Source organism: Streptomyces sp. WG7 (genome assembly GCF_049975785.1).
Classification (GTDB): Bacteria; Actinomycetota; Actinomycetes; order Streptomycetales; family Streptomycetaceae; genus Streptomyces.
This window is the reverse complement of sequence record NZ_JBNGGE010000014.1, coordinates 117688-135802: the sequence shown is the minus strand read 5'-3', so window position 1 is coordinate 135802 and position 18115 is coordinate 117688. Positions and strand designations below refer to the sequence as shown.

The 18115-nt window shown below is 72.7% G+C and carries 16 protein-coding genes; 8 read left to right on the top strand and 8 right to left on the bottom strand.

Going from position 1 to position 18115, the window contains the following annotated elements; genetic code table 11:
• Nucleotides 1–43: 43 nt before the first annotated feature.
• The 3 genes from ACP4J0_RS17290 (at nt 44) to ACP4J0_RS17280 (ending at nt 1870) form a co-directional block, all read left to right on the top strand.
• On the top strand, nt 44–463 hold the full coding sequence (locus ACP4J0_RS17290; protein WP_426599569.1) for a phage holin family protein: 420 nt from the start codon (nt 44–46) through the stop codon (nt 461–463).
• On the top strand, nt 460–963 hold the full coding sequence (locus tag ACP4J0_RS17285) for a DUF3618 domain-containing protein (protein ID WP_426599568.1): 504 nt from the start codon (nt 460–462) through the stop codon (nt 961–963). The genes ACP4J0_RS17290 and ACP4J0_RS17285 overlap by 4 nt, the downstream gene beginning before the upstream one ends.
• Nucleotides 964–1159: 196 nt before the next feature.
• Entirely contained in the window at nt 1160–1870 is a 711-nt protein-coding gene (locus ACP4J0_RS17280) for an antibiotic biosynthesis monooxygenase family protein (RefSeq protein ID WP_426599567.1), read from the top strand.
• Nucleotides 1871–1892: 22 nt separating this feature from the next.
• Here the strand turns inward: ACP4J0_RS17280 and ACP4J0_RS17275 are convergent, their stop codons facing one another.
• On the bottom strand, nt 1893–3722 hold the full coding sequence (locus ACP4J0_RS17275) for an endonuclease/exonuclease/phosphatase family protein (protein ID WP_426599566.1): 1830 nt from the start codon (nt 3720–3722) through the stop codon (nt 1893–1895).
• 316 nt (nt 3723–4038) lie between these two features.
• On the opposite strand from ACP4J0_RS17275, the gene ACP4J0_RS17270 reads away from it, so the two are divergent.
• The 3 genes from ACP4J0_RS17270 (at nt 4039) to ACP4J0_RS17260 (ending at nt 7890) form a co-directional block, all read left to right on the top strand.
• Complete coding sequence (locus ACP4J0_RS17270) at nt 4039–5466, top strand: hypothetical protein (RefSeq protein ID WP_426599565.1); 1428 nt, start codon at nt 4039–4041, stop codon at nt 5464–5466.
• A 220-nt stretch (nt 5467–5686) separates the two neighbouring features.
• Nucleotides 5687–7156 carry an alkaline phosphatase PhoX gene (locus ACP4J0_RS17265; RefSeq protein ID WP_426599564.1) on the top strand — a complete coding sequence of 490 codons (1470 nt, stop codon included), beginning with the start codon at nt 5687–5689 and terminating at the stop codon, nt 7154–7156.
• A gap of 161 nt (nt 7157–7317) precedes the next feature.
• Complete coding sequence (locus ACP4J0_RS17260; RefSeq protein ID WP_426599563.1) at nt 7318–7890, top strand: TetR/AcrR family transcriptional regulator; 573 nt, start codon at nt 7318–7320, stop codon at nt 7888–7890.
• Between the two features lie 49 nt (nt 7891–7939).
• On the opposite strand, the gene ACP4J0_RS17255 is transcribed toward ACP4J0_RS17260, so the two are convergent.
• The 7 genes from ACP4J0_RS17255 to ACP4J0_RS17225 form a co-directional block, all read right to left on the bottom strand.
• Nucleotides 7940–9178: a TerD family protein gene (locus ACP4J0_RS17255; RefSeq protein ID WP_426599589.1), complete on the bottom strand. Its 1239-nt coding sequence runs from the start codon at nt 9176–9178 to the stop codon at nt 7940–7942.
• 155 nt (nt 9179–9333) lie between these two features.
• Nucleotides 9334–10323 carry a zinc-dependent alcohol dehydrogenase family protein gene (locus tag ACP4J0_RS17250; RefSeq protein ID WP_426599562.1) on the bottom strand — a complete coding sequence of 330 codons (990 nt, stop codon included), beginning with the start codon at nt 10321–10323 and terminating at the stop codon, nt 9334–9336.
• The gene (locus tag ACP4J0_RS17245; RefSeq protein ID WP_426599561.1) at nt 10320–11198 is read right to left on the bottom strand and encodes a carbohydrate ABC transporter permease; all 879 of its coding nucleotides are present in this window, start codon (nt 11196–11198) and stop codon (nt 10320–10322) included. Before ACP4J0_RS17245 ends, ACP4J0_RS17250 begins: the two co-directional genes overlap by 4 nt.
• Nucleotides 11195–12139: a carbohydrate ABC transporter permease gene (locus ACP4J0_RS17240; RefSeq protein ID WP_426599560.1), complete on the bottom strand. Its 945-nt coding sequence runs from the start codon at nt 12137–12139 to the stop codon at nt 11195–11197. The genes ACP4J0_RS17245 and ACP4J0_RS17240 overlap by 4 nt, the downstream gene beginning before the upstream one ends.
• Complete coding sequence (locus tag ACP4J0_RS17235; protein WP_426599559.1) at nt 12136–13506, bottom strand: ABC transporter substrate-binding protein; 1371 nt, start codon at nt 13504–13506, stop codon at nt 12136–12138. The genes ACP4J0_RS17240 and ACP4J0_RS17235 overlap by 4 nt, the downstream gene beginning before the upstream one ends.
• A gap of 78 nt (nt 13507–13584) precedes the next feature.
• Nucleotides 13585–14355: a DeoR/GlpR family DNA-binding transcription regulator gene (locus ACP4J0_RS17230; protein ID WP_426599558.1), complete on the bottom strand. Its 771-nt coding sequence runs from the start codon at nt 14353–14355 to the stop codon at nt 13585–13587.
• Between the two features lie 272 nt (nt 14356–14627).
• A complete protein-coding gene (locus ACP4J0_RS17225) occupies nt 14628–15437 on the bottom strand; it encodes an NAD-dependent epimerase/dehydratase family protein (RefSeq protein ID WP_426599557.1) in 810 nt (269 codons plus the stop codon).
• Nucleotides 15438–15708: 271 nt separating this feature from the next.
• Between ACP4J0_RS17225 and ACP4J0_RS17220 the strand changes: the two genes are divergently transcribed.
• Entirely contained in the window at nt 15709–16680 is a 972-nt protein-coding gene (locus tag ACP4J0_RS17220) for a 5-dehydro-4-deoxyglucarate dehydratase (RefSeq protein ID WP_426599556.1), read from the top strand.
• Complete coding sequence (locus tag ACP4J0_RS17215; RefSeq protein WP_426599555.1) at nt 16677–17846, top strand: hypothetical protein; 1170 nt, start codon at nt 16677–16679, stop codon at nt 17844–17846. Before ACP4J0_RS17220 ends, ACP4J0_RS17215 begins: the two co-directional genes overlap by 4 nt.
• The last annotated feature ends 269 nt before the right edge of the window (nt 17847–18115 follow it).

The following is an 18115-nucleotide window of genomic DNA, read 5'->3' as shown; positions in this document are numbered from 1 at the left end:
GCCGGGGGTACCCGGAGCGCTCCGAACCGAGAGGAGGCGGAACGTGACCGGGACCATGCACACCAGGCCGGTGCACGACGAGCAGCACTCCGTGGGTGAACTGGTCGGTCAGGCCACCGAACAGCTCTCCCGGCTCGTGCGCCAGGAAGTGGCCCTCGCCAAGATGGAGCTGGCCGAGAAGGGCAGGCGCGCCGGGCGGGGCGGCGGGATGCTCGGAGCCGCGGGCGCCATCGCGTACGTCGGTCTGTTCGCCCTGGCCGGCACGGCCACCGCCGCGCTCTCACTGGTGCTGCCCGTCTGGGCCGCGGCGCTCATCGTGACGGCGGCGCTCTTCGTGATCGCGGGTGTACTGGCCATGATGGGCCGTGCCCAGCTCCGTCGCGCCGTGCCCCCGAAGCCCGAGGAGACCCTGGGCAGCGTCAGGGCCGACGTGGACCAGATCAGGGAAAGGGCGCATCGATGACCGACGCGACGAGCGGGGACGGCACGAGGACCGGGACCGGCTCCACCGCGCAGCCGGCCGGCGGGGCCAAGGGGCCCGACGAGCTGCGGCGGCAGATCGAGCAGACCCGCGGCCAGCTCGGCGACACCGTGGAGGAGCTGGCCGGGAAGGCGGACGTGAAGGGCCGTGCCAAGGCCCGCGCCGCCGACCTCCGGGACAAGGCCGGTGCCATGACCGTGCAGCTGCGCAGCTCCGCCGCACAGGCGGGGCACACCGTGCAGGACAAGGCGAGCCGGGCCGGACACACCGCACAGGACAAGGTCAGCAGGGCCGGGCACACCGCACACGACAAGGCGAGCCGGGCCGGGCACACCGCTGAGCGGCGCGTGCCGGGACGGGCGCGCGGCGCGGTTCAGGCGGGGCTCAGGCATCCGGGTGCGGTGCTGATCGCCGGGGCGGCGGCGGGCGCGCTGGTCGCGGCGAGCGTGATCAGCCACCGCCGGCATCACGGGTACTGCTGAGAACGCGGCGTGGGTGACGAGGGGCCTTTGGGCGGGGCCCCTCGTCACCCACGCCGTACCGGTACCGGAGCGGCCCCGGCGGGCACTTGACCTCAATCTCGGCTTGACCTCAACCTTGGTCGAGGCCAAAGGGTGGTGCGTGCACCCGGAACGCACCCGGCGTGCACCCGACGACCACCGAGCAGTGGAGGCCGGCATGACCCGCCGTACCGACGCACACCCCGAACTCGTCCGCCCGGACGTCCAGGCCCCCTTCTTCAGCACCTGGCGGGTGGGCACCCCCGAGCGGCAGCGGCAGACCGTCGACGCCATCGCCCGTACCTGGGAGCGCCGCCCCTGGCCCGCCGACGACCTGCTCGGCTACCACGTCTACACCGGCCACGACGGCAGCACCCTGCTGCACCACTCGCAGTGGGCGAGCGAGCAGGCCTACGAGTCCTTCGTCAAGACGCACCGGCAGGAACGCGTCGACGAGATCGACACCGCCGTGCCGGGCATCGAGCGGCTGGGACTCGGCCGGTACCGGCGCTACCGCAGCGCCACCCGCGCCGACAACGGGACGGCGCCCGTCCCGGGGTGCATCGTGATCGTCGACGTCGAGTTCGAGGGGCCCGACCCCGAGCGGCAGCGCGCCTGGGTCGACGCCGTCCTCGAGGCCCTGGAGAGCGAGCCGGAGCCGCACCCCGGCGGCATCTCCGCCCACTTCCACCTCAGCACCGACGGCACCCGCGTCCTCAACTACGCCGAGTGGGAGAGCGCCCAGGCCCACATCGACGCCCTCGCCGCACCGGGCGACGGCGTCGGTTCGGGATCGGACCTGTGGAAGCGGGTGCAGAACTGGCCGGGCCTGACCAGCGGCGGCGGGGTCAGCCGCTACGACCACGCCCTCGGCCTGGTGCCCCGCTGAACCCGCCCCCACCGGCGGTCGGTCACGGACGGAACCGCAGCACCTGAGGGTCGTGGTCGCTGATCTGGTCGTGGAACTCGGCGTTGACGTGCACGCTGTCGTACGACAGGTGTCCGCCGCGCCGGATCGACGGGCTGACCAGGATCTGGTCGAGGACCTGGCTGTTGCCCTGGTAGACGTACGAGTAACGCTCGCTGCGCGGCAGCGACTTGACCGCCGACCACAGGGCGCCGTCGTCCTCCAGGATGCGGGTGGTCCTTGAGAACTCGAAGTCGTTGATGTCGCCGAGGACGACGACGTCGGCGTTCTTCTGGGTGGCGAGGACGTCCTTGACGAACGTGTTCACGGCCTTCGCCTGGAGGTGGCGCTGCGTCTCCGAGCCGCGCGACGGCGGCTGGTACTGGGCGGTCAGACCCTGGTCGCCGCCCTTGGAGTTGAAGTGGTTGGCGATGACCAGGACCGTCCGGCCGCGGAAGACGAACTCGCCGGCCAGCGGCTTGCGGCTGTCCTCCCAGGCGGGGTTCGCCGGGTCCACGCGGCCGGGGGAGTGGGTGAGCGCCGCCTTGCCCCGCACCTTCGTCACCCCGGTCGCGGTGGTCGCGTCGCCGGCCCCGCGGTCGGTGAAGGAGACCCGCTCCGGGTTGAACAGGAACGCCGCGCGGATGTTGCCGCCGGGCTGGCCGCCGTCCTCGCCGTCCACCGGGTCGATGCCCCGCCAGTCGTAGCGCGGGCCGCCCGCCGCGACGATCGCGTCGATCAGCTTGCCGACCGTCGCGTCGGCGGCCACCGTGCCGTCGTCCGTGGCGCCGTTGTTGTCCTGGATCTCCTCCAGGGACACGATGTCGGGCGACGCGAGGTTGTGCACGATCGCCTCGGCGTGCGCGGCGAAGGTGCCGTCGGACGGGTCGAGGTTCTCGACGTTGTACGTCGCCACCGCCAGCTCGCGGCTGCTCTGCCGGCGCGTCGTCTCGCGCTCCAGGCCCCCGCTCTCCAGGGTGCCGATCTCGCTCGCGACCAGTGTGTAGCCGCCGTACTGGTTGTAGTCCAGCGGGCCCGCGGTGGTGCCGGCGAGGGTGTCGCCCACGTGGGCGTCGGGGAAGTCGGCCGGCTTGCCCAGGGACTGGATCTGGAGGCGGCCGGTGTTCTGGGAGTCGTAGGAGCCGTACACCGTGCCGCCGCGGCGGTTGGCGTTCTCCCAGGGCTTCACCGTGACCCACAGCTCGGTGTACGGGTCGGTCGCGCCGACCACGCGGGCGTCGGCGACGCGGACGTTCATGCCCTCCAGGGACTCGTAGAGGTCCAGGGCGTACTTCTCCGGCCGCAGGGTCAGGCCGTTGACCGAGCCGTTCGCGGCCGCGTCGCCCTCGGGGGCGTACGCGCGCGGCACGGACCGGGCGGAGACCGTCGTCGCGGCCGGGACCTCGTTGCCGCTGGAGACGACCGTGAAGGCCGGGCGGGTGATCTCGGTCAGCGACTGGTTCCCGGAGGAGGTGCCGCCCGGGACGTACTCCGAGACCGTGCCGGACACGGTGACCGCGTCACCGACGGCGACGCCCTTCGGGGTGGAGCCGGTGAAGACGAAGACGCCCTCGCTGGTGGCCGGGTCGGCGTCCGGCCGCGGATCCTGGATCCAGAAGCCTCTGGAGGAGCCGTAGCCGCGGACACCGGTGACGATTCCGGCCACGTCGGTGACCTGCTGGCCGGCGTACGGCGACAGCCGGGTGCTGCCCTGGATGTCGTGCACGCGCACGGAGTCGGCGTGCGCGGGCGAGGTGAGGACGACCGTGGACGCCGCCGAGCAGACGGCGGCGACGGTGAGCGCGGCGAGGCGCGTGGAGGACTTGCTGGCCAACGTGATCCCTCCGGGGACGTGACGGAGCGCCGGGACGAGGGTGGGGCGATGGAGCGGGGGTGGGCGCGACGGAACGAGGGTGTGACGCGAGGGGCCGCAGCGCACACGTGGACCTGAGTGAACACTTGTCCCCCCACTTCTACGCGCGTCAATCTCCTGCCTGGCCAGTCCCGTTGTCAAGGTTTCGGCCATGTACTCCACCCGTCGGGGAGATGAACCGGGCGGCATGGGTGGAAACCCGTCTAGGCTGAGCTGTTGAGCCGTACGGCGTCCGGACGGCCGTACGGTGATCAAGGCGCGCGAGGAGAAACAGCCGATGTCAGACCGCTCCACCCTGCCGCCCGCACGGCTGCGTCCCGAGGCGGAGCTGGCCCGCGACGCGCTGTCCGCGCCGGTGCTCTCCCGGGCCGCCCGGCTCGCCCGCTGGGCCGGCCCGGACACCCGCGTCGACGCCGGGGGCGGACTCGTCGAGGAGCAGTTGCCGGCGGCGGCCGAAGAGCTCGGGCTGAGCGGGGAGGACGCCGCGGCGTACGCGAGCGAGGCGTGGCGGATCGCCGTGGACACCGGGCTCGTCGAGATCACCGACGAGGAGACGGGCACCGTCGCGACGGGCGAGGACCTCGCCCTGCTCACCGGCGGCTCCCCGCAGGACGTGCTCGGGCTGTGGCTCACCGCCCTGGAGGCGGTGCTCGCCGACGCGAGCGTGCCCGACCTCGACGACCTGGTCGACGCGATGGCCGAGGGCGGCGAGGTCGACCTGTCGTCCCTCGACTGGAACCCGGAGGCCGAGGCGGAGTTCCTCGACGGCGTGCTCGGCAACCTCTACCTGCTCACCGCCGGCGAGGACCGCCCCGGTGACGCCGCGGTGCCGCTGCCCGCGCTGGCCGCGTCCGTGATCGTGCCCGACGACATGGGCGAGCCCACCAACGACGTGCTGGAGCAGGTGTCCGACGCGATGATGCGGCTGGACGACCAGTTCCGGCTGCTGGAGCCCATCGGCCTCGTCGAGTACCAGCCGGTCGACGAGGCCCTGATGGCCGACGCGGACGAGGAGCCCGCGGCCCCCGTGGACGAGGCCGACGTCGCCCGCTACGGCATGGTGCGGCTCACCCCGCTCGGCCTGTACGGACTGCGCGCCCGGCTGCTGGAGGCCGGCTTCGACGCCCCCGCCGTCGGCGACCTCGCCGACAAGGGCGCCGACGTCCTGCTCGACGCCACGGCCCCCTTCCCGCCGGCCGCCGCCCACGCCGAGACCGAGCTGTGGCTGGCGCGCCGGAGTCCGCTCGCCGCGGCCCGCGAACTGCTGGCGGCGGCCCGCGGGACGGACACCGGCGCGCCCCTGCGCCGGCTGCGCTGCCAGCAGGCGCTGTCCCTGGTCGGCGCCGAGGCGGAGCCCGCGCTGCGGGAGGTCCTCGACGACGGCGAGCTGGGCGGCCTCGCCCGGGTCTGGCTGACCGAGCACGGCGCCCGGGACGTGCCGGCCCCGCCGCAGGAGATGGTCTTCTGGCTGACCATCGACACCGTGGCCGCACAGCTCGCGGCCGAGGGCAACTCCGAGGAACTGCGCGCCCTGGTGGAGGGCCTGGCCCGGCAGCACGGCGGGTTCTTCGACACGGCCTGGCGGGTCGACCACCCGGCCACGCCGGACGTCCTGGAGGCGATGGGGCGGCTGCACCCCGACAAGAAGATCGCCAAGGAGGCGCGCAAGGCGGCGTTCAAGGCGCGGTCGCAGCACGGCGGCTGACGCCGGGCGGGGCGGGCCGTCGGGGAGGGGCCGGCGGCGCGGGCATCCACGCTCCGGTCCACGGAGTGCGTACGGGTCCGGTGCGCGCGTGGGGAGAGCTCTCCGCCAGTTCAACTCCCGTTCAGGCACGGGCGGGATTCCCGTTCAGACGTGGGCGGAACCGTGTCGCCGACCGAGGTCCGCCACCCTCCACGGCACGTCCACCGTCACAGGAGACACCATGTCGCTCACCCGCAGGGACTTCGCCAGCCGATCCGCGCTCACCGGCGCCACAGTCGTGCTGGCGGGCAGCGTCGGCTCCCTCGCCACCGCCCCGAACGCCCTCGCGTCCACGGACACCGAGAGCGCGGGGGAGGAGCACGGACGCGGCCACGGACATGGGCACGACCACGGCGGGGTCGGTTACGGACCGCTGATTCCCGACCCGGACGGCATCCTCGCCCTGCCCGCCGGCTTCCGGTACGAGATCATCACCTACTGCGGCCGGACCAAGCTCGAGTCGGGCGAGTACACCCCGTCCAACCACGACGGCACCGCCGCCTTCGACGGCCCGCGCGGCACCACCCTCCTGGTCAACAACCACGAGCTCGGCGGCCACCGCGACGACTGGCCCCACCCCGTCCCGCTGACCGAGGGCCTCGTCTACGACCCCGCCGCCGCCGGAGGCTGCACCGTCGTCGAGGTCCGCCGCGGCGGCCATGTCGCCGAGTGGGTCGGCATCGCCGGTACCGCCACCAACTGCGCGGGCGGCAGCACCACCTGGGGCACCTGGCTGACCTGCGAGGAGACCGAGGACAAGGCCGGCGAGGAGGGGATGACCAAGGACCACGGCTACGTCTTCGAGGTCGACCCCGAGGACCGGCGCGCCAACCGCGACCCCAAGCCGATCAAGGCGCTGGGCCGCTACGCCCACGAGGCCGTGGTCATCGACCCCCGGCGCGGCCACGCGTACCTCACCGAGGACGCCTCCAACCCCAACGGACTCCTCTACCGCTGGGCCCCGCCGGAGGGCTTCCGGCACGGCCGCGGCCGGCTGCGCACCCTCGCCGACGACGCCGGCGTCCTCCAGGCGTTCAAGTGCTTCGACTCCGGCGGCAAGTTCGTCGACGACCTCTCCCGCGCGACGAAGACCGGCACCGTCTACGGCGTCGACTGGATCGACGTACCCGACCGCGACGCGAGGACCACCTCCGTGCGCAAGCAGTTCACCGACGGGCAGGTCACCCGCGCCCGCAAACTGGAGGGCATGTGGTGGGCCGACGGCGGCGCGTACATCGTCTCCTCCTTCGCCCGTGACGAGAGCCCCGGCCGGCCGCACGACGGCCAGGTCTGGTTCTACGACCCGAGGCGCCGCACCCTCACCCTGAAGGTCCTCCTCGGCGTCAACCCCGACCCGTCGGCGGACGGCGCCTTCGACGGCCCCGACAACATCACCGTCTCCCCGTACGGCGGCATCGTCATCGCCGAGGACGGCGATGGGGTCCAGCACCTCTTCGGCGCCACCGACAGCGGACGCACCTACCCCATCGCCCGCAACGAACTGAACGTCGGCTCCGAAGACGAGCCCGAGTACAGCGAGTTCACCGGCGTCACCTTCTCGCCCGACGGCCGCACCCTGTACGCCAACATCCAGGACCCCGGCATCATGCTCGCCATCACGGGGCCGTGGAAGCGGCAGAAGCGCCGGTAACGCTTCGCCCGCCCGAGCGGTGGCCGCCCTCCTCCCGGACGTCGCCCTCCTCCCGGTCGCCGCCCTCCGGACGGTTCCGCAGCTCGCCGCCCGGGAAGCCGACCGGCCCAGGCCGCGCGGTAGGGTGCGCGGAAGGTTGCCTGGTGGGCAGGAGTGACGGGATGGCGCAGGTCAGGCCCATGCGTGCGGATGCCCGGCGTAACCGTGAGCGGTTGCTCGTGGTGGCGGCACAGGCCTTCGCCGAGCACGGTGAGGGCGCCTCGCTGGACGACATCGCCAAGCGCGCCGGTGTCGGCGTCGGCACGCTGTACCGGCATTTTCCGACGCGGCAGGCGTTGCTGGAGGCCGCCTACCTGGAACGGATCGAGGCCATCGCGGCGCGTGCGGACGTCATCGCGGGGGAGCTGGCGCCGGGCGACGCCCTGGTCGCGTGGCTCGGCGAGCTCGCCGCCGGGATGCTCCAGGTGCGGGGGCTCAAGGCGCTGCTGGGCACGACCGTCACGGAGGGCGGCTCGGCGGCGGACCGGGCGTCGTGCGGCGACTGCGTGCGGGGCGCGGTGACGCGGTTGGTCAGGGCCGCGCAGGACGCGGGCACGCTGCGCGCGGACGTCGAGCCGATCGAGGTGCTGCGGCTGGCGCACGGGGTGGCGACGGCGGCCGAGTCGACGGAGGGGGAGCACGGGACGTCCGTCCGGCGGTACCTGTCGCTGATGTGGCAGGGGCTGCGGGCGTAGGCCGTCGGCGGGGCGTTCCCGGAGCCGGGGGCGCCCCGCCGACCGGCTGCTACAGCGCCTGGGCCGACGGCTTCACCATGCCCCGGACCGTGCGGGACTTGACGAAGTCGCCCATGGCGGTCATCTCCCACTCGCCGGAGTACTGACGGATCAGCTTCGCCATCATCACGCCGGTCTGCGGTTCGGCGCTGGTCAGGTCGAAGCGGACCAGTTCCTCACCGGTCGCGGCGTCCATGAGACGGCAGTAGGCCTTGGCGACCTCCGTGAACTTCTGGCCGGAGAACGAGTTGACCGTGAAGACCAGGCCGCTGACCTCCTGCGGGATCCGGCCCAGGTCGACGGTGATCACCTCGTCGTCGCCGCCGCCCTCGCCGGTGAGGTTGTCCCCGGAGTGCTTGATCGCACCGCCCACGATCTGGAGCTTGCCGAAGTAGCAGCTGTCGATGTGGTTGCGCTGCGGGCCGTACGCGATGACCGACGCGTCCAGGTCGATGTCCTTGCCGCGGTACGCCGGCTCCCAGCCGAGGCCCATCTTGACCTGGGAGAGCACCGGCCGGCCGCCCTTGACGAGGGAGACGGTCTGGTTCTTCTGGAGACTGACCCTGCCCTTGTCGAGGTTGATCTTGCCGGCGCCCGGGGCGGGGGCGGGCGGGGCGGCCGGTGCCGCGGGGGGAGCGGAGGGCATCGTCGGCGCGGCGGCGGGCGGCGGCGGGGTGGCCGCCTGGGACCGCTGCGGGGTCGGCGGGGCGGCCGGCGGGGCGGCCGGGGCGGCGGGCTGGGCGGCCGGAGCGGCGGGCTCCTCCACCGAGACGCCGAAGTCCGTCGCGATGCCGGCGAGGCCGTTGGCGTAGCCCTGGCCGACCGCGCGGGCCTTCCAGACGCCGTTGCGCAGGTAGACCTCCACGATCACCAGTGCGGTCTCGGTGCCGAGCTGCGGGGGCGTGAAGGTGGCGAGGACGGAGTTGTCGTCCGCGTTGCGGATGGTGGCGGTCGGTTCGATGCCCTGGAAGGACTGCCCGGCGGCGTCCGGGCTGGCGGTGACGACGATCTTCTCGATGCCCGGCGGGACGGCGGAGGTGTCGACCACGATCGCGTCCGGGGCGGTGCCGCCGCCGGAGCGGTAGGTCACGCCCTGGCCGGTGGGCTGGTTGTAGAAGATGAAGTCGTCGTCGGAGCGCACCTTGCCGTCGGCGGTGAGCAGCAGGCCCGATACGTCGAGCCGCACGGGCGCGGCGACGTCCACCGTCACGCGGGCGGCGGAGAGGGGGATGTTCGAGCCGGGGGTCATAGCTGTCATGCCGGGTGAACGAGCGAGGCCGTTTTACCGTTCCCTTACCCGGGGGCCAATCGGGGAGCGCGGTGGCGGGGCGGCCGGCCCGGAGGGTCTCGCCCCCGCCGCCCCTTCCCTTCCCGTCCCCGGGGCTGCGCCCCCGGACCCCCGTGCTACGGCACGACGACGATCTTGCGGCCCACGCCCGCCGCGAACTGCTCCAGCGCCTGCGGGTAGCGGTCCAGTGCGATGCGGTCGCTGATGAAGACGTCCGGGTCCAGGACACCGTTCGCGAACAGCTCCGCCGCGCGCTCGTAGCTGTGCAGGACCGCCATCGAACCCGTGATGGTGATCTCCTGGTTGTAGATGCGGTACGGGTCGATCTGTACGCGCGTCGCGTAGTCGGCGACGCCGAACTGGAGGAAGGTGCCGGCCTTGGCGACCCGGTCCAGGCCGTCCTGGATCGCCGCCGCGTTGCCGGTGGCGTCGATGACGAGGTCCCAGCCCTGGGGGCGGTCCAGTTCGTCGGGGGTCGCGGCGGAGGCCGAGACGCCGAGGCCGCGGGCGGTCTCCAGGCGGGCGGGGTTGAGGTCCACCACGTCCACGCTGGCCGCGCCGGTCCGCTTGGCCAGCTCCAGCATCATCAGGCCCATCGTGCCGGAGCCGTAGATCAGGACGTGGGCGCCGAGGCGGGACTGGAGGACGTCGTAGCCGCGGACCGCGCAGGAGAGCGGTTCGATCAGGGCGGCGTCCTGGGTACGTACGTGCTCGGGGAGCTTCACGCAGTTCGCGACCGGTGCGACCGCGTACTGTGCCGCGCCGCCCGCCGTCGTCACGCCGATGGCCGCCCAGCGTTCGCAGAGGTTGTTGTGGCCGGTGCGGCAGTAGCGGCACTCGTAGCAGTACAGGGACGGGTCCACCGCGACCTGGTCGCCGACGGCCACCTCCGTGACCTGGGTGCCGACACCGACCACCTCGCCGGCGAACTCGTGGCCGGGCACGATCGGGAGCTTGGGCGCGAACTCGCCCTGGAGGATGTGCAGGTCGGTGCCGCACAGGCCGCAGGCGGCGACCTCGACGACGACCTCGCGCGGCCCTGGCGTCGGGTCCGGGACCTCGGTGACGACGGCACGGCCCACGGACTCGATGACGGCGGCCTTCATTTCACGGCTCCCAACGACAGGCCCTGGACCAGTTTGTCCTGGGCGGCGAACCCCGCGGCGAGCACCGGCAGGGAGATGACGAGCGACGCGGCGCACACCTTGGCCAGGAAGAGGCCCTGGCTGGTGATGAAGCCGGTCAGGAAGACGGGGGCGGTCTCGGCGACCACGCCCGTCAGCACCCGGGCGAAGAGCAGTTCGTTCCAGCTGAAGATGAAGCAGATGAGCGACGTGGCGGCGATGCCCGGCAGGGCGATGGGCGCGACCACCTTCGCCAGGATCGTCGGCAGCTTCGCGCCGTCCACGCGGGCCGCCTCGATGATCGCGACCGGGACCTCGGCCAGGAAGGACTGCATCATCCAGACCGCGATCGGCAGGTTCATGGAGGTGTAGAGGATGACCAGCAGCCAGATGTTGTCCAGCAGGTCCGTGTTCTTGGCGAACAGGTAGATCGGCAGCAGGCCGGCCACCACCGGCAGCATCTTGGTGGAGAGGAAGAAGAACAGGACGTCCGTCCACTTCTTCACCGGGCGGATGGAGAGCGCGTACGCGGCGGGGAGGGCCAGGACCAGGACGAAGAGGGTGGAGGCGACCGACGCCACCGCCGAGTTGATCAGCGCGGGCCAGGGGCTCGCGCCGCCGCCCGCGCCGAAGAACTCGCGGTACCCGTCGAGCGTCAGCGACGCCGCGAAGGACGGCGGGTTGGTGGCCGCGTCCTCCTCCGAGTGGAAGGAGGTGAGCGCCATCCAGGCGATCGGCAGGAAGAAGACGATTCCGGCCAGCCAGGCCACCAGGCCCAGGCCGGCACCTGCCTTGCGGCGGGCTCGTCCGGGCTTGGCCCCGGTGGTGCCGGTGGGTCGTACGGCGGTGGTGCTCATGCGCGGCCAACCTCCTCGCGGAACAGGGACGACACCACGCGCAGCGCGAAGGTGGCGATGACGATCGAGCCGATGACGACCAGGACGCCCGCGGCCGAGGCGAGGCCGTTCTCGTGGGCCTGGTAGAAGCTCTGGTAGACGGTGTAGGGCAGGTTGGCCGTGCCCAGGCCGCCGGACGTGATGGTGAAGACCGCGTCGAAGTTCTGCACGATGTAGATCGAGCCGAGCAGGGCGCCGAGTTCCAGGTAGCGGCGCAGGTGGGGCAGGGTGAGGTGGACGAAGATCTGCCAGTCGCTCGCGCCGTCCACCCGGGCGGCCTCGATCTGCTGCTGGTCGCGGCTCTGCAGGCCGGCGAGCAGGATCAGCATCATGAAGGGCGTCCACTGCCACACCAGCGCGGCCTCGACCGCGAGCAGCGGGGTGTTGGAGATCCAGTCCGGTTGCGGGCCGCCGACGTAGTGCAGCAGGCCGTTGAGCAGGCCGTACTCGGGGTTGTACAGGACGTGCTTCCACAGCAGTGCCGCCGCCACCGGTACGACGAGGAACGGGGCGATCAGCAGGGTGCGGACCACGCCCCGGCCCTTGAACCTGCGGTCCAGCAGCAGGGCGAGGGCCAGACCGAGGACCAGGCTGGCCAGGACCACGGCCACCGTCAGCAGGATCGTCGTCCACACCGACTTGCGTAGGGCCGGGTCGCCGAGGACGTCGCCGTAGTTGGCGAAGCCGGTGAAGTGCCGGGCGTCCGGGTAGAGGGAGTTCCAGTCGAAGAAGGAGATCACCAGGGTGGCCACGAAGGGCAGCTGGGTGACCGCGATCATGAAGATCAGGGCGGGGAGGAGGGGGGCCCGGGTGGCCCAGGCCCGCAGCCGGGAGGACGGCGGCCGGACGGTGGGTCGGGCGTGGTCGGGTGCGGCCGAGGGGGCCGTTGTCGTGGCGGTCATCGTCCCTCGTACTCCTCGGAGATCTTCTCGGCGAGCTGCTGGGACTTCTTCAGGGCCTCCTCGACGGACTGGCGTCCGGCGATGGCCGCGCTGATCTCCTGGGAGACCTTGGTGCCGAGGTCGGTGAACTCGGGGATGCCGACGAACTGGATGCCGGGTGCGGGGCGCGGCTGCACGCCGGGGTCGTTCGGCCTGGCGCCCTCGATGGCCTCGCGGGTCATCTCCTGGAAAGCGGCGGCCTCCGCGCGGTAGGCGGGGTTCTCGTACGTGGAGGCGCGCTTGCCGGCGGGGACGTCGGACCAGCCGATCTCGTCGCCGACGAGCTGCTCGTACTCCTTGCCGGAGGCCCACGAGACGAACTGCCAGGCCTTGTCGGCGTTGCGCGAGGCCTTCTGGATGCCCCAGGCCCAGGTGTAGAGCCAGCCCGCGGAGTCGGTCTTCTCCACGGGGGCGGGCGCGTAGCCCATCTTGCCCTTGACGGGGGAGTTCGCCGACTCCAGGGAGCCGGCCGCGGAGGTGGCGTCGTACCACATGGCGACGTTGCCCTGGGTCATGTTGTTCAGGCACTCGGCGAAGCCGGACTGGGCGGCGCCGGACTGGCCGTGCTCGCGGACCAGGTCGACATAGAACTTCGTCGCCTTCTCCCACTCGGGGGAGTCCAGCCGCGCCTGCCAGTCCTGGTCGAACCAGGTGCCGCCGAAGGTGTTCACGACCGTCGTCAGGGGTGCCATCAGCTCGCCCCAGCCGGGCAGGCCGCGCAGGCAGATGCCCTTCATGTCGGGCTCGGCCCCGTCGAGTTCGGCGGCGAGCTCGGCCACCTCGGTCCAGGTGGGGTGCTCGGGCATCGTCAGGCCCTCTTCTTCGAACACGTCCTTGCGGTACATCAGGAAGGACGATTCGCCGTAGAAGGGCTGGCCGTAGAGCTTGCCGTCGTCGCCGGTGAGGGACTCGCGCATCGGCCCCAGGACGTCCTTCTCGTCGTACGCCGGGTTCTCGGCGACGTAGGAGTCCATCGGTCGCAGCCACTCGTTGCGGGCGTAGATCGGGATCTCGTAGTTGGAGAGGGTGGCGACGTCGTACTGGCCGGCCTGGTTGGCGAAGTCCTGGCTGATCTTGTCGCGGACGTCGTTCTCCGGCAGGACGGTGAAGTTCACCTTGATGCCGGTCTCTTCGGTGAAGTGGTCCGCGGTGAGTTTCTGCAGCTGGACCATCTGCGGGTTGTTGACCATCAGGACGTTGATGGCGTCGCCGCCGGATCCGGCCCCGCCCGCCCCGACCCAGCAGCCGGAGAGCAGCGGGGCGAGCAGCGTCCCTGCGGCGGCCGTGGCGAGCGTGGCTCGCGGCCTCCGTCGGCTCTGGGTTCGCATGGATCGCTCCTGAACATATGGGGAGGTATGGGGCAAGGGAGGGCGTGCGGATGGCCTGCGGGGAGGTGAGTCGGTTTCTCAGACGCGGATGACCTGCGGCCCGAGCAGGGAGTAGCGGTGGGCCTCGGCCGTCGGCAGCAGTGTGCTGGTGACGATCGCCTCCAGGGCACCGACCTCCGCGAACCGGCAGAAGCTGACCGCCCCGAACTTGGTGTGCGTGCCCGCGAAGACGGTGCGGCGGGCGGCGCGGATCGCCTGGGTCTTGACCTCGCTGACCGCCGGGTCGGGGGTGGTGAGGCCGTGTTCGCGGGAGATGCCGTTGGCGCCGATGTACGCCAGGTCGATGACGAAGCCGGCCAGCATCTTCGTCGTCCAGTGGTCGACGGTGGCCAGGGTGCCCGGGCGGACCCGGCCGCCGAGCAGCAGGACGGAGGTGTCACCGGCCTCGGCGAGCGCGCCGGCGACCGGCAGGGACGCGGTGACCACGGTCAGCGGCCGGTCCCGGGGCAGGGCCTCGGCGATGAGCCGGGGGGTGAAGCCCTCGTCGACGAAGACCGTCTCCGCGTCGCCGAGCAGTTCGGCCGCCGCGGCGGCGATCCGGCGTTTCTCGGGCACGTGGCTGGTGGCGCGGAACTCCAGGGTGGTCTCGAAGCCGGCACTCTCCACGGGGTAGGCGCCGCCGTGGGTGCGGCGGACCAGGCCGTGGTCCTCCAGGGCGCGCAGATCCCGGCGTACGGTCTCCTTGGCGACGCCCAGGTCGGCGGCGAGCGCGGTGACGTCGACCGAGCCGGTGGCGCGGGCGATGCGTACGATCTCGCGCTGGCGCTCTTCCGCCGTCCTCGTGCTCATGCCGAACACCTGCCTCACCGCCTCGTGTGCCGCGTCCTTGCCCGTTCGGGCCGGTGCGGCCCTTGGGGGAAGTTCTACAGCGGCCGTGCGGCACTGACCAGGCCTGTTGCGGACCCGATACTGCCCGGTTGTGCCCGTTCCGGTCGCCGGGTGCCCGTCGCGGACCTGGGAGGCGGCCGCAGGGAGGGTGGGAACGGGCAGGGCGGATGCCCGGATACGGGAGCGGGCGGGCCCGTTCGGTGCCCGCCCGCCTGGTGATCGACCGGTTCCGGTCAGTACGGCCAGATCGGGGGGTCGGTCACGAAGTGGCCGCCGAGGCGGGCGTGCGCCGGGTTGTCCGGGTCGAGGTCGCCCTGTTCGGCGATGAGCTTGGCGGCGTACGGCTCGGAGTCGTCCTGCGGTGCGTAACCGAGCGCCCGCGCGGAGGTGAGGTCCCACCACAGGCGGGTGTTGGCGGAGGAGCCGTGGACGACGGTGTGCCCGACGTTCTCGGCGGTCAGCGCGGCGTGGAGGAGGCGGGCGCCGTCGGCGGGGCTCATCCACACCGAGAGCATGCGCACGCTGGTCGGCTCGGGGAAGCAGGAGCCGATGCGGACCGAGACGGTCTCCAGGCCGTGCTTGTCCCAGTAGAGCTGGGCGAGGTCCTCGCCGAAGCACTTGGACAGGCCGTAGAAGGTGTCCGGGCGGCGCGGCGTGTCGACCGGGATGAGCGGGTCGTCGCCCTGGGGGCGCGGGGTGTAGCCGACGGCGTGGTTGGAGGAGGCGAAGACGATGCGTCCGACGCCTTCCTCGCGGGCGGCCTCGTAGAGGTTGTAGGTCCCCTCGATGTTGGCCTTCAGGATCTTCTCGAACGAGGCTTCCAGGGAGATGCCCGCGAGGTGGATGATCGCGTCGACGCCCCGGACCGCCTCCCGCACGGCCGCCCGGTCGGCGAGGTCGGCGACGATCGCGTCCGGCTCGCCCTCGACCGGGCGCAGGTCGAGGAGGCGTAGCTCGTAGCCGAGGTCGGGGAGCAGGTCCCGCATCAGGGTGCCGAGGCCGCCGGCGGCGCCGGTGAGCAGGACGGTGCGGGGAGCGGGCATCCTCGGGACTCCTAGGTCTCCTGTGGGGCTGCTGGGTCTGCTGAACGTCTGCAGGTCCGCGAGGTCGGTGGCCGTGCGTGGGGGCGCCTGCCGTTCATATGCGTGGACACGCTAAAGAACCGGTGGTTACGCGTCAAGGGGCCGCCTGCTTGACGGTGTTCGCGGGGCGGCTTAGCGTGGTCGCGTTCAGAAATATAGACGCAGATCACGAATATGATGACGACCCTGCATGCCGACCCTGTCGGCCATGCACAAGAAATGGGGAGCGCCCGTGACCTCAGCCCCTCTCGCCGCCCGGCTCGCCGCCCCCAGCGGCCCGCTGTTCTTCCCCGTCACGCCGTACGGCCCCGGCGGCGAGGTCGACCTCGACGTCTACCGCACGCATGTGCGGCGCGGCGTCGAGGCCGGGGCCGCCGCCGTGTTCGCCTGCTGCGGCACCGGCGAGTTCCACGCGCTCACGCCCGAGGAGTTCCAGGCCTGCGTGCGGGCGGCCGTCGAGGAGACCGACGGGCGGGTGCCCGTCCTGGCGGGCGCGGGCTACGGCACCGCCCTCGCCGTGCGCTACGCCCGCCTCGCCGAGGAGGCCGGGGCCGACGGGCTGCTCGCCATGCCGCCGTACCTGGTGCTCGCCGGGCAGGAGGGGCTGCTGCGGCACTACCGGGAGGTGGCCGCCGCGTCCTCCCTGCCCGTGATCGTCTACCAGCGCGACAACGCCGTGTTCACCCCGGACAGCGTGGCCGAACTGGCCCGCACGGACGGGATCGTCGGCCTCAAGGACGGGCTCGGCGACCTCGACCTGATGCAGCGGATCATCAGCGCCGTGCGCACCGAGGTGCCCGGCGACGGCGAGGCTCCCGGAGGCGATGACTTCCTCTACTTCAACGGGCTGCCGACCGCCGAGCAGACCCAGCTCGCCTACCGCGCGCTCGGCGTCACCCTCTACTCGTCCGCCGCGTTCTGCTTCGCCCCCGAGATCGCCCTCGCCTTCCACCGGGCGCTCCGTTCGGACGACGAGGCCGTGGTGCACCGCCTGCTCGACGGCTTCTACCGGCCGTTCGTCGAACTGCGCGCCCAGGGCCGCGGGTACGCCGTCGCCCTGGTCAAGGCGGGCGTACGGCTGCGCGGCCTGGACGTGGGGGAGGTGCGGCCGCCGCTGCAGGAGCCGACCGAGGACCACGTGAAGCGGCTCGCCCAGGTGATCGAGCGGGGTTACGCGGTGCTCGGCGAGGAGGGCGGCAAGTGAAGGCCTCCGCGTTCGTCTACCCCTGGGACGTCAACGGCGACCCGGAAGCGCCCGCGTTCATCGCGGGCACCGGCGTCGAGCAGGTGACGCTCGCCGCCGCCTACCACTCCACCCGCGCCCTCACCCCCCGCCACCCGCGCCACCGCGTCGTCACCGCCGAGTACGCCGCCGTCCTCTACCCGCCGGACGCCGCCCGCTGGGAGGGCCGCGAGCCGCGCCCGTACGAGGCCGGGGACTGGGCGCCCGGCGACGCCTGGGGCGAGGCCGCCGCCGCGCTCGCGGACGCCGGACTGGAGGTGCACACCTGGGTCGTCCTCGCCCACAGCTCCCGCCTCGGCGCCGAGCAGCCGCACACCTCCGTCGTCAACGCCTACGGCGACCGCTACCCCTGGGCGCCCTGCATCGCCCAGCCCGCCACGCGCGCCTACCTCACCGACCTGGCCGCCGAGGCCGCGGTGCGCCCCGGGGCGCGCGGCACCGAACTGGAGTCCCTCGGCTGGTACGGGCTCGCCCACCTGCACGCCCACGACAAGACCGGTGGCGTCGGCCTCGGGGACGCCGGGCAGTACCTCATGTCGCTGTGCTTCTGCCCCCACTGCCGGGCGGGCTACGGCGGACAGGGCCTCGACCCCGACGAACTGGCCGCCGCCGTACGCGCCGCCCTCCAGCCGGTGTGGCGGGGCGCGGCGCCGTCGGACGGCGGCTGGGCGGGCGTGGAGAAGCTGCTCGGTGAGGCGCCGGCGAACGCCACGCGCGCGTGGCGGGACGACACCGCCCGCACCCTCCAGGAGGCGGCCGTCACGGCCGTGCGCGCCGCCGCGCCCGACGGCTTCCAGGTCCTGCTGCACGCCGACCCGGTGTCGTACCACTGCGGCGCCAACGCCGGCGTCGACCCCGCGCACATCCTGTCCGTCGCGGACGGCGTGGTCGTGCCCTGCACGGGCGGCGCGGGCCTGCTGACGCCGTTCGCCGAGCAGGACCGTGCCGGGGCCGTCCTCGCCGCCAACCTCACCGTGGTCTCCGGCATGGGGGGCCGGCCGGACACCCTCGCCGCGGACGCGGCACGGGCGCGTGAGCTGGGCGCGACGGAACTGCGGCTGTACCACGCGGGGCTGGCGTCGGACGGGGATCTGGAGGCGGTGCGGTCGGGGCTCGCGAAGGTGTGAACCGGCGGGCCCCGGGCGGCTCGGGCAGAGGGGCGGATCAGGCCGGCGCCGCGTCCGGGGCGGGCTCCGGGGCGCCACGTCCGGTGCCCGCCGAGGGCCGCCGGGCCGGCGCCCCCTGGACACCACCACCCCGGCGAGATACAGGCCCGCGTTGCGGTCGCGCAGGACGCGGGCCTCGGGCCAGGGCCTCCGCGCCGTCTTCCTCGTAGGTGCGGTCCTTGCCGTCATGCCTGGTCATCGTGGTCCTGAGGTGCCGGGGCGGGCATCGG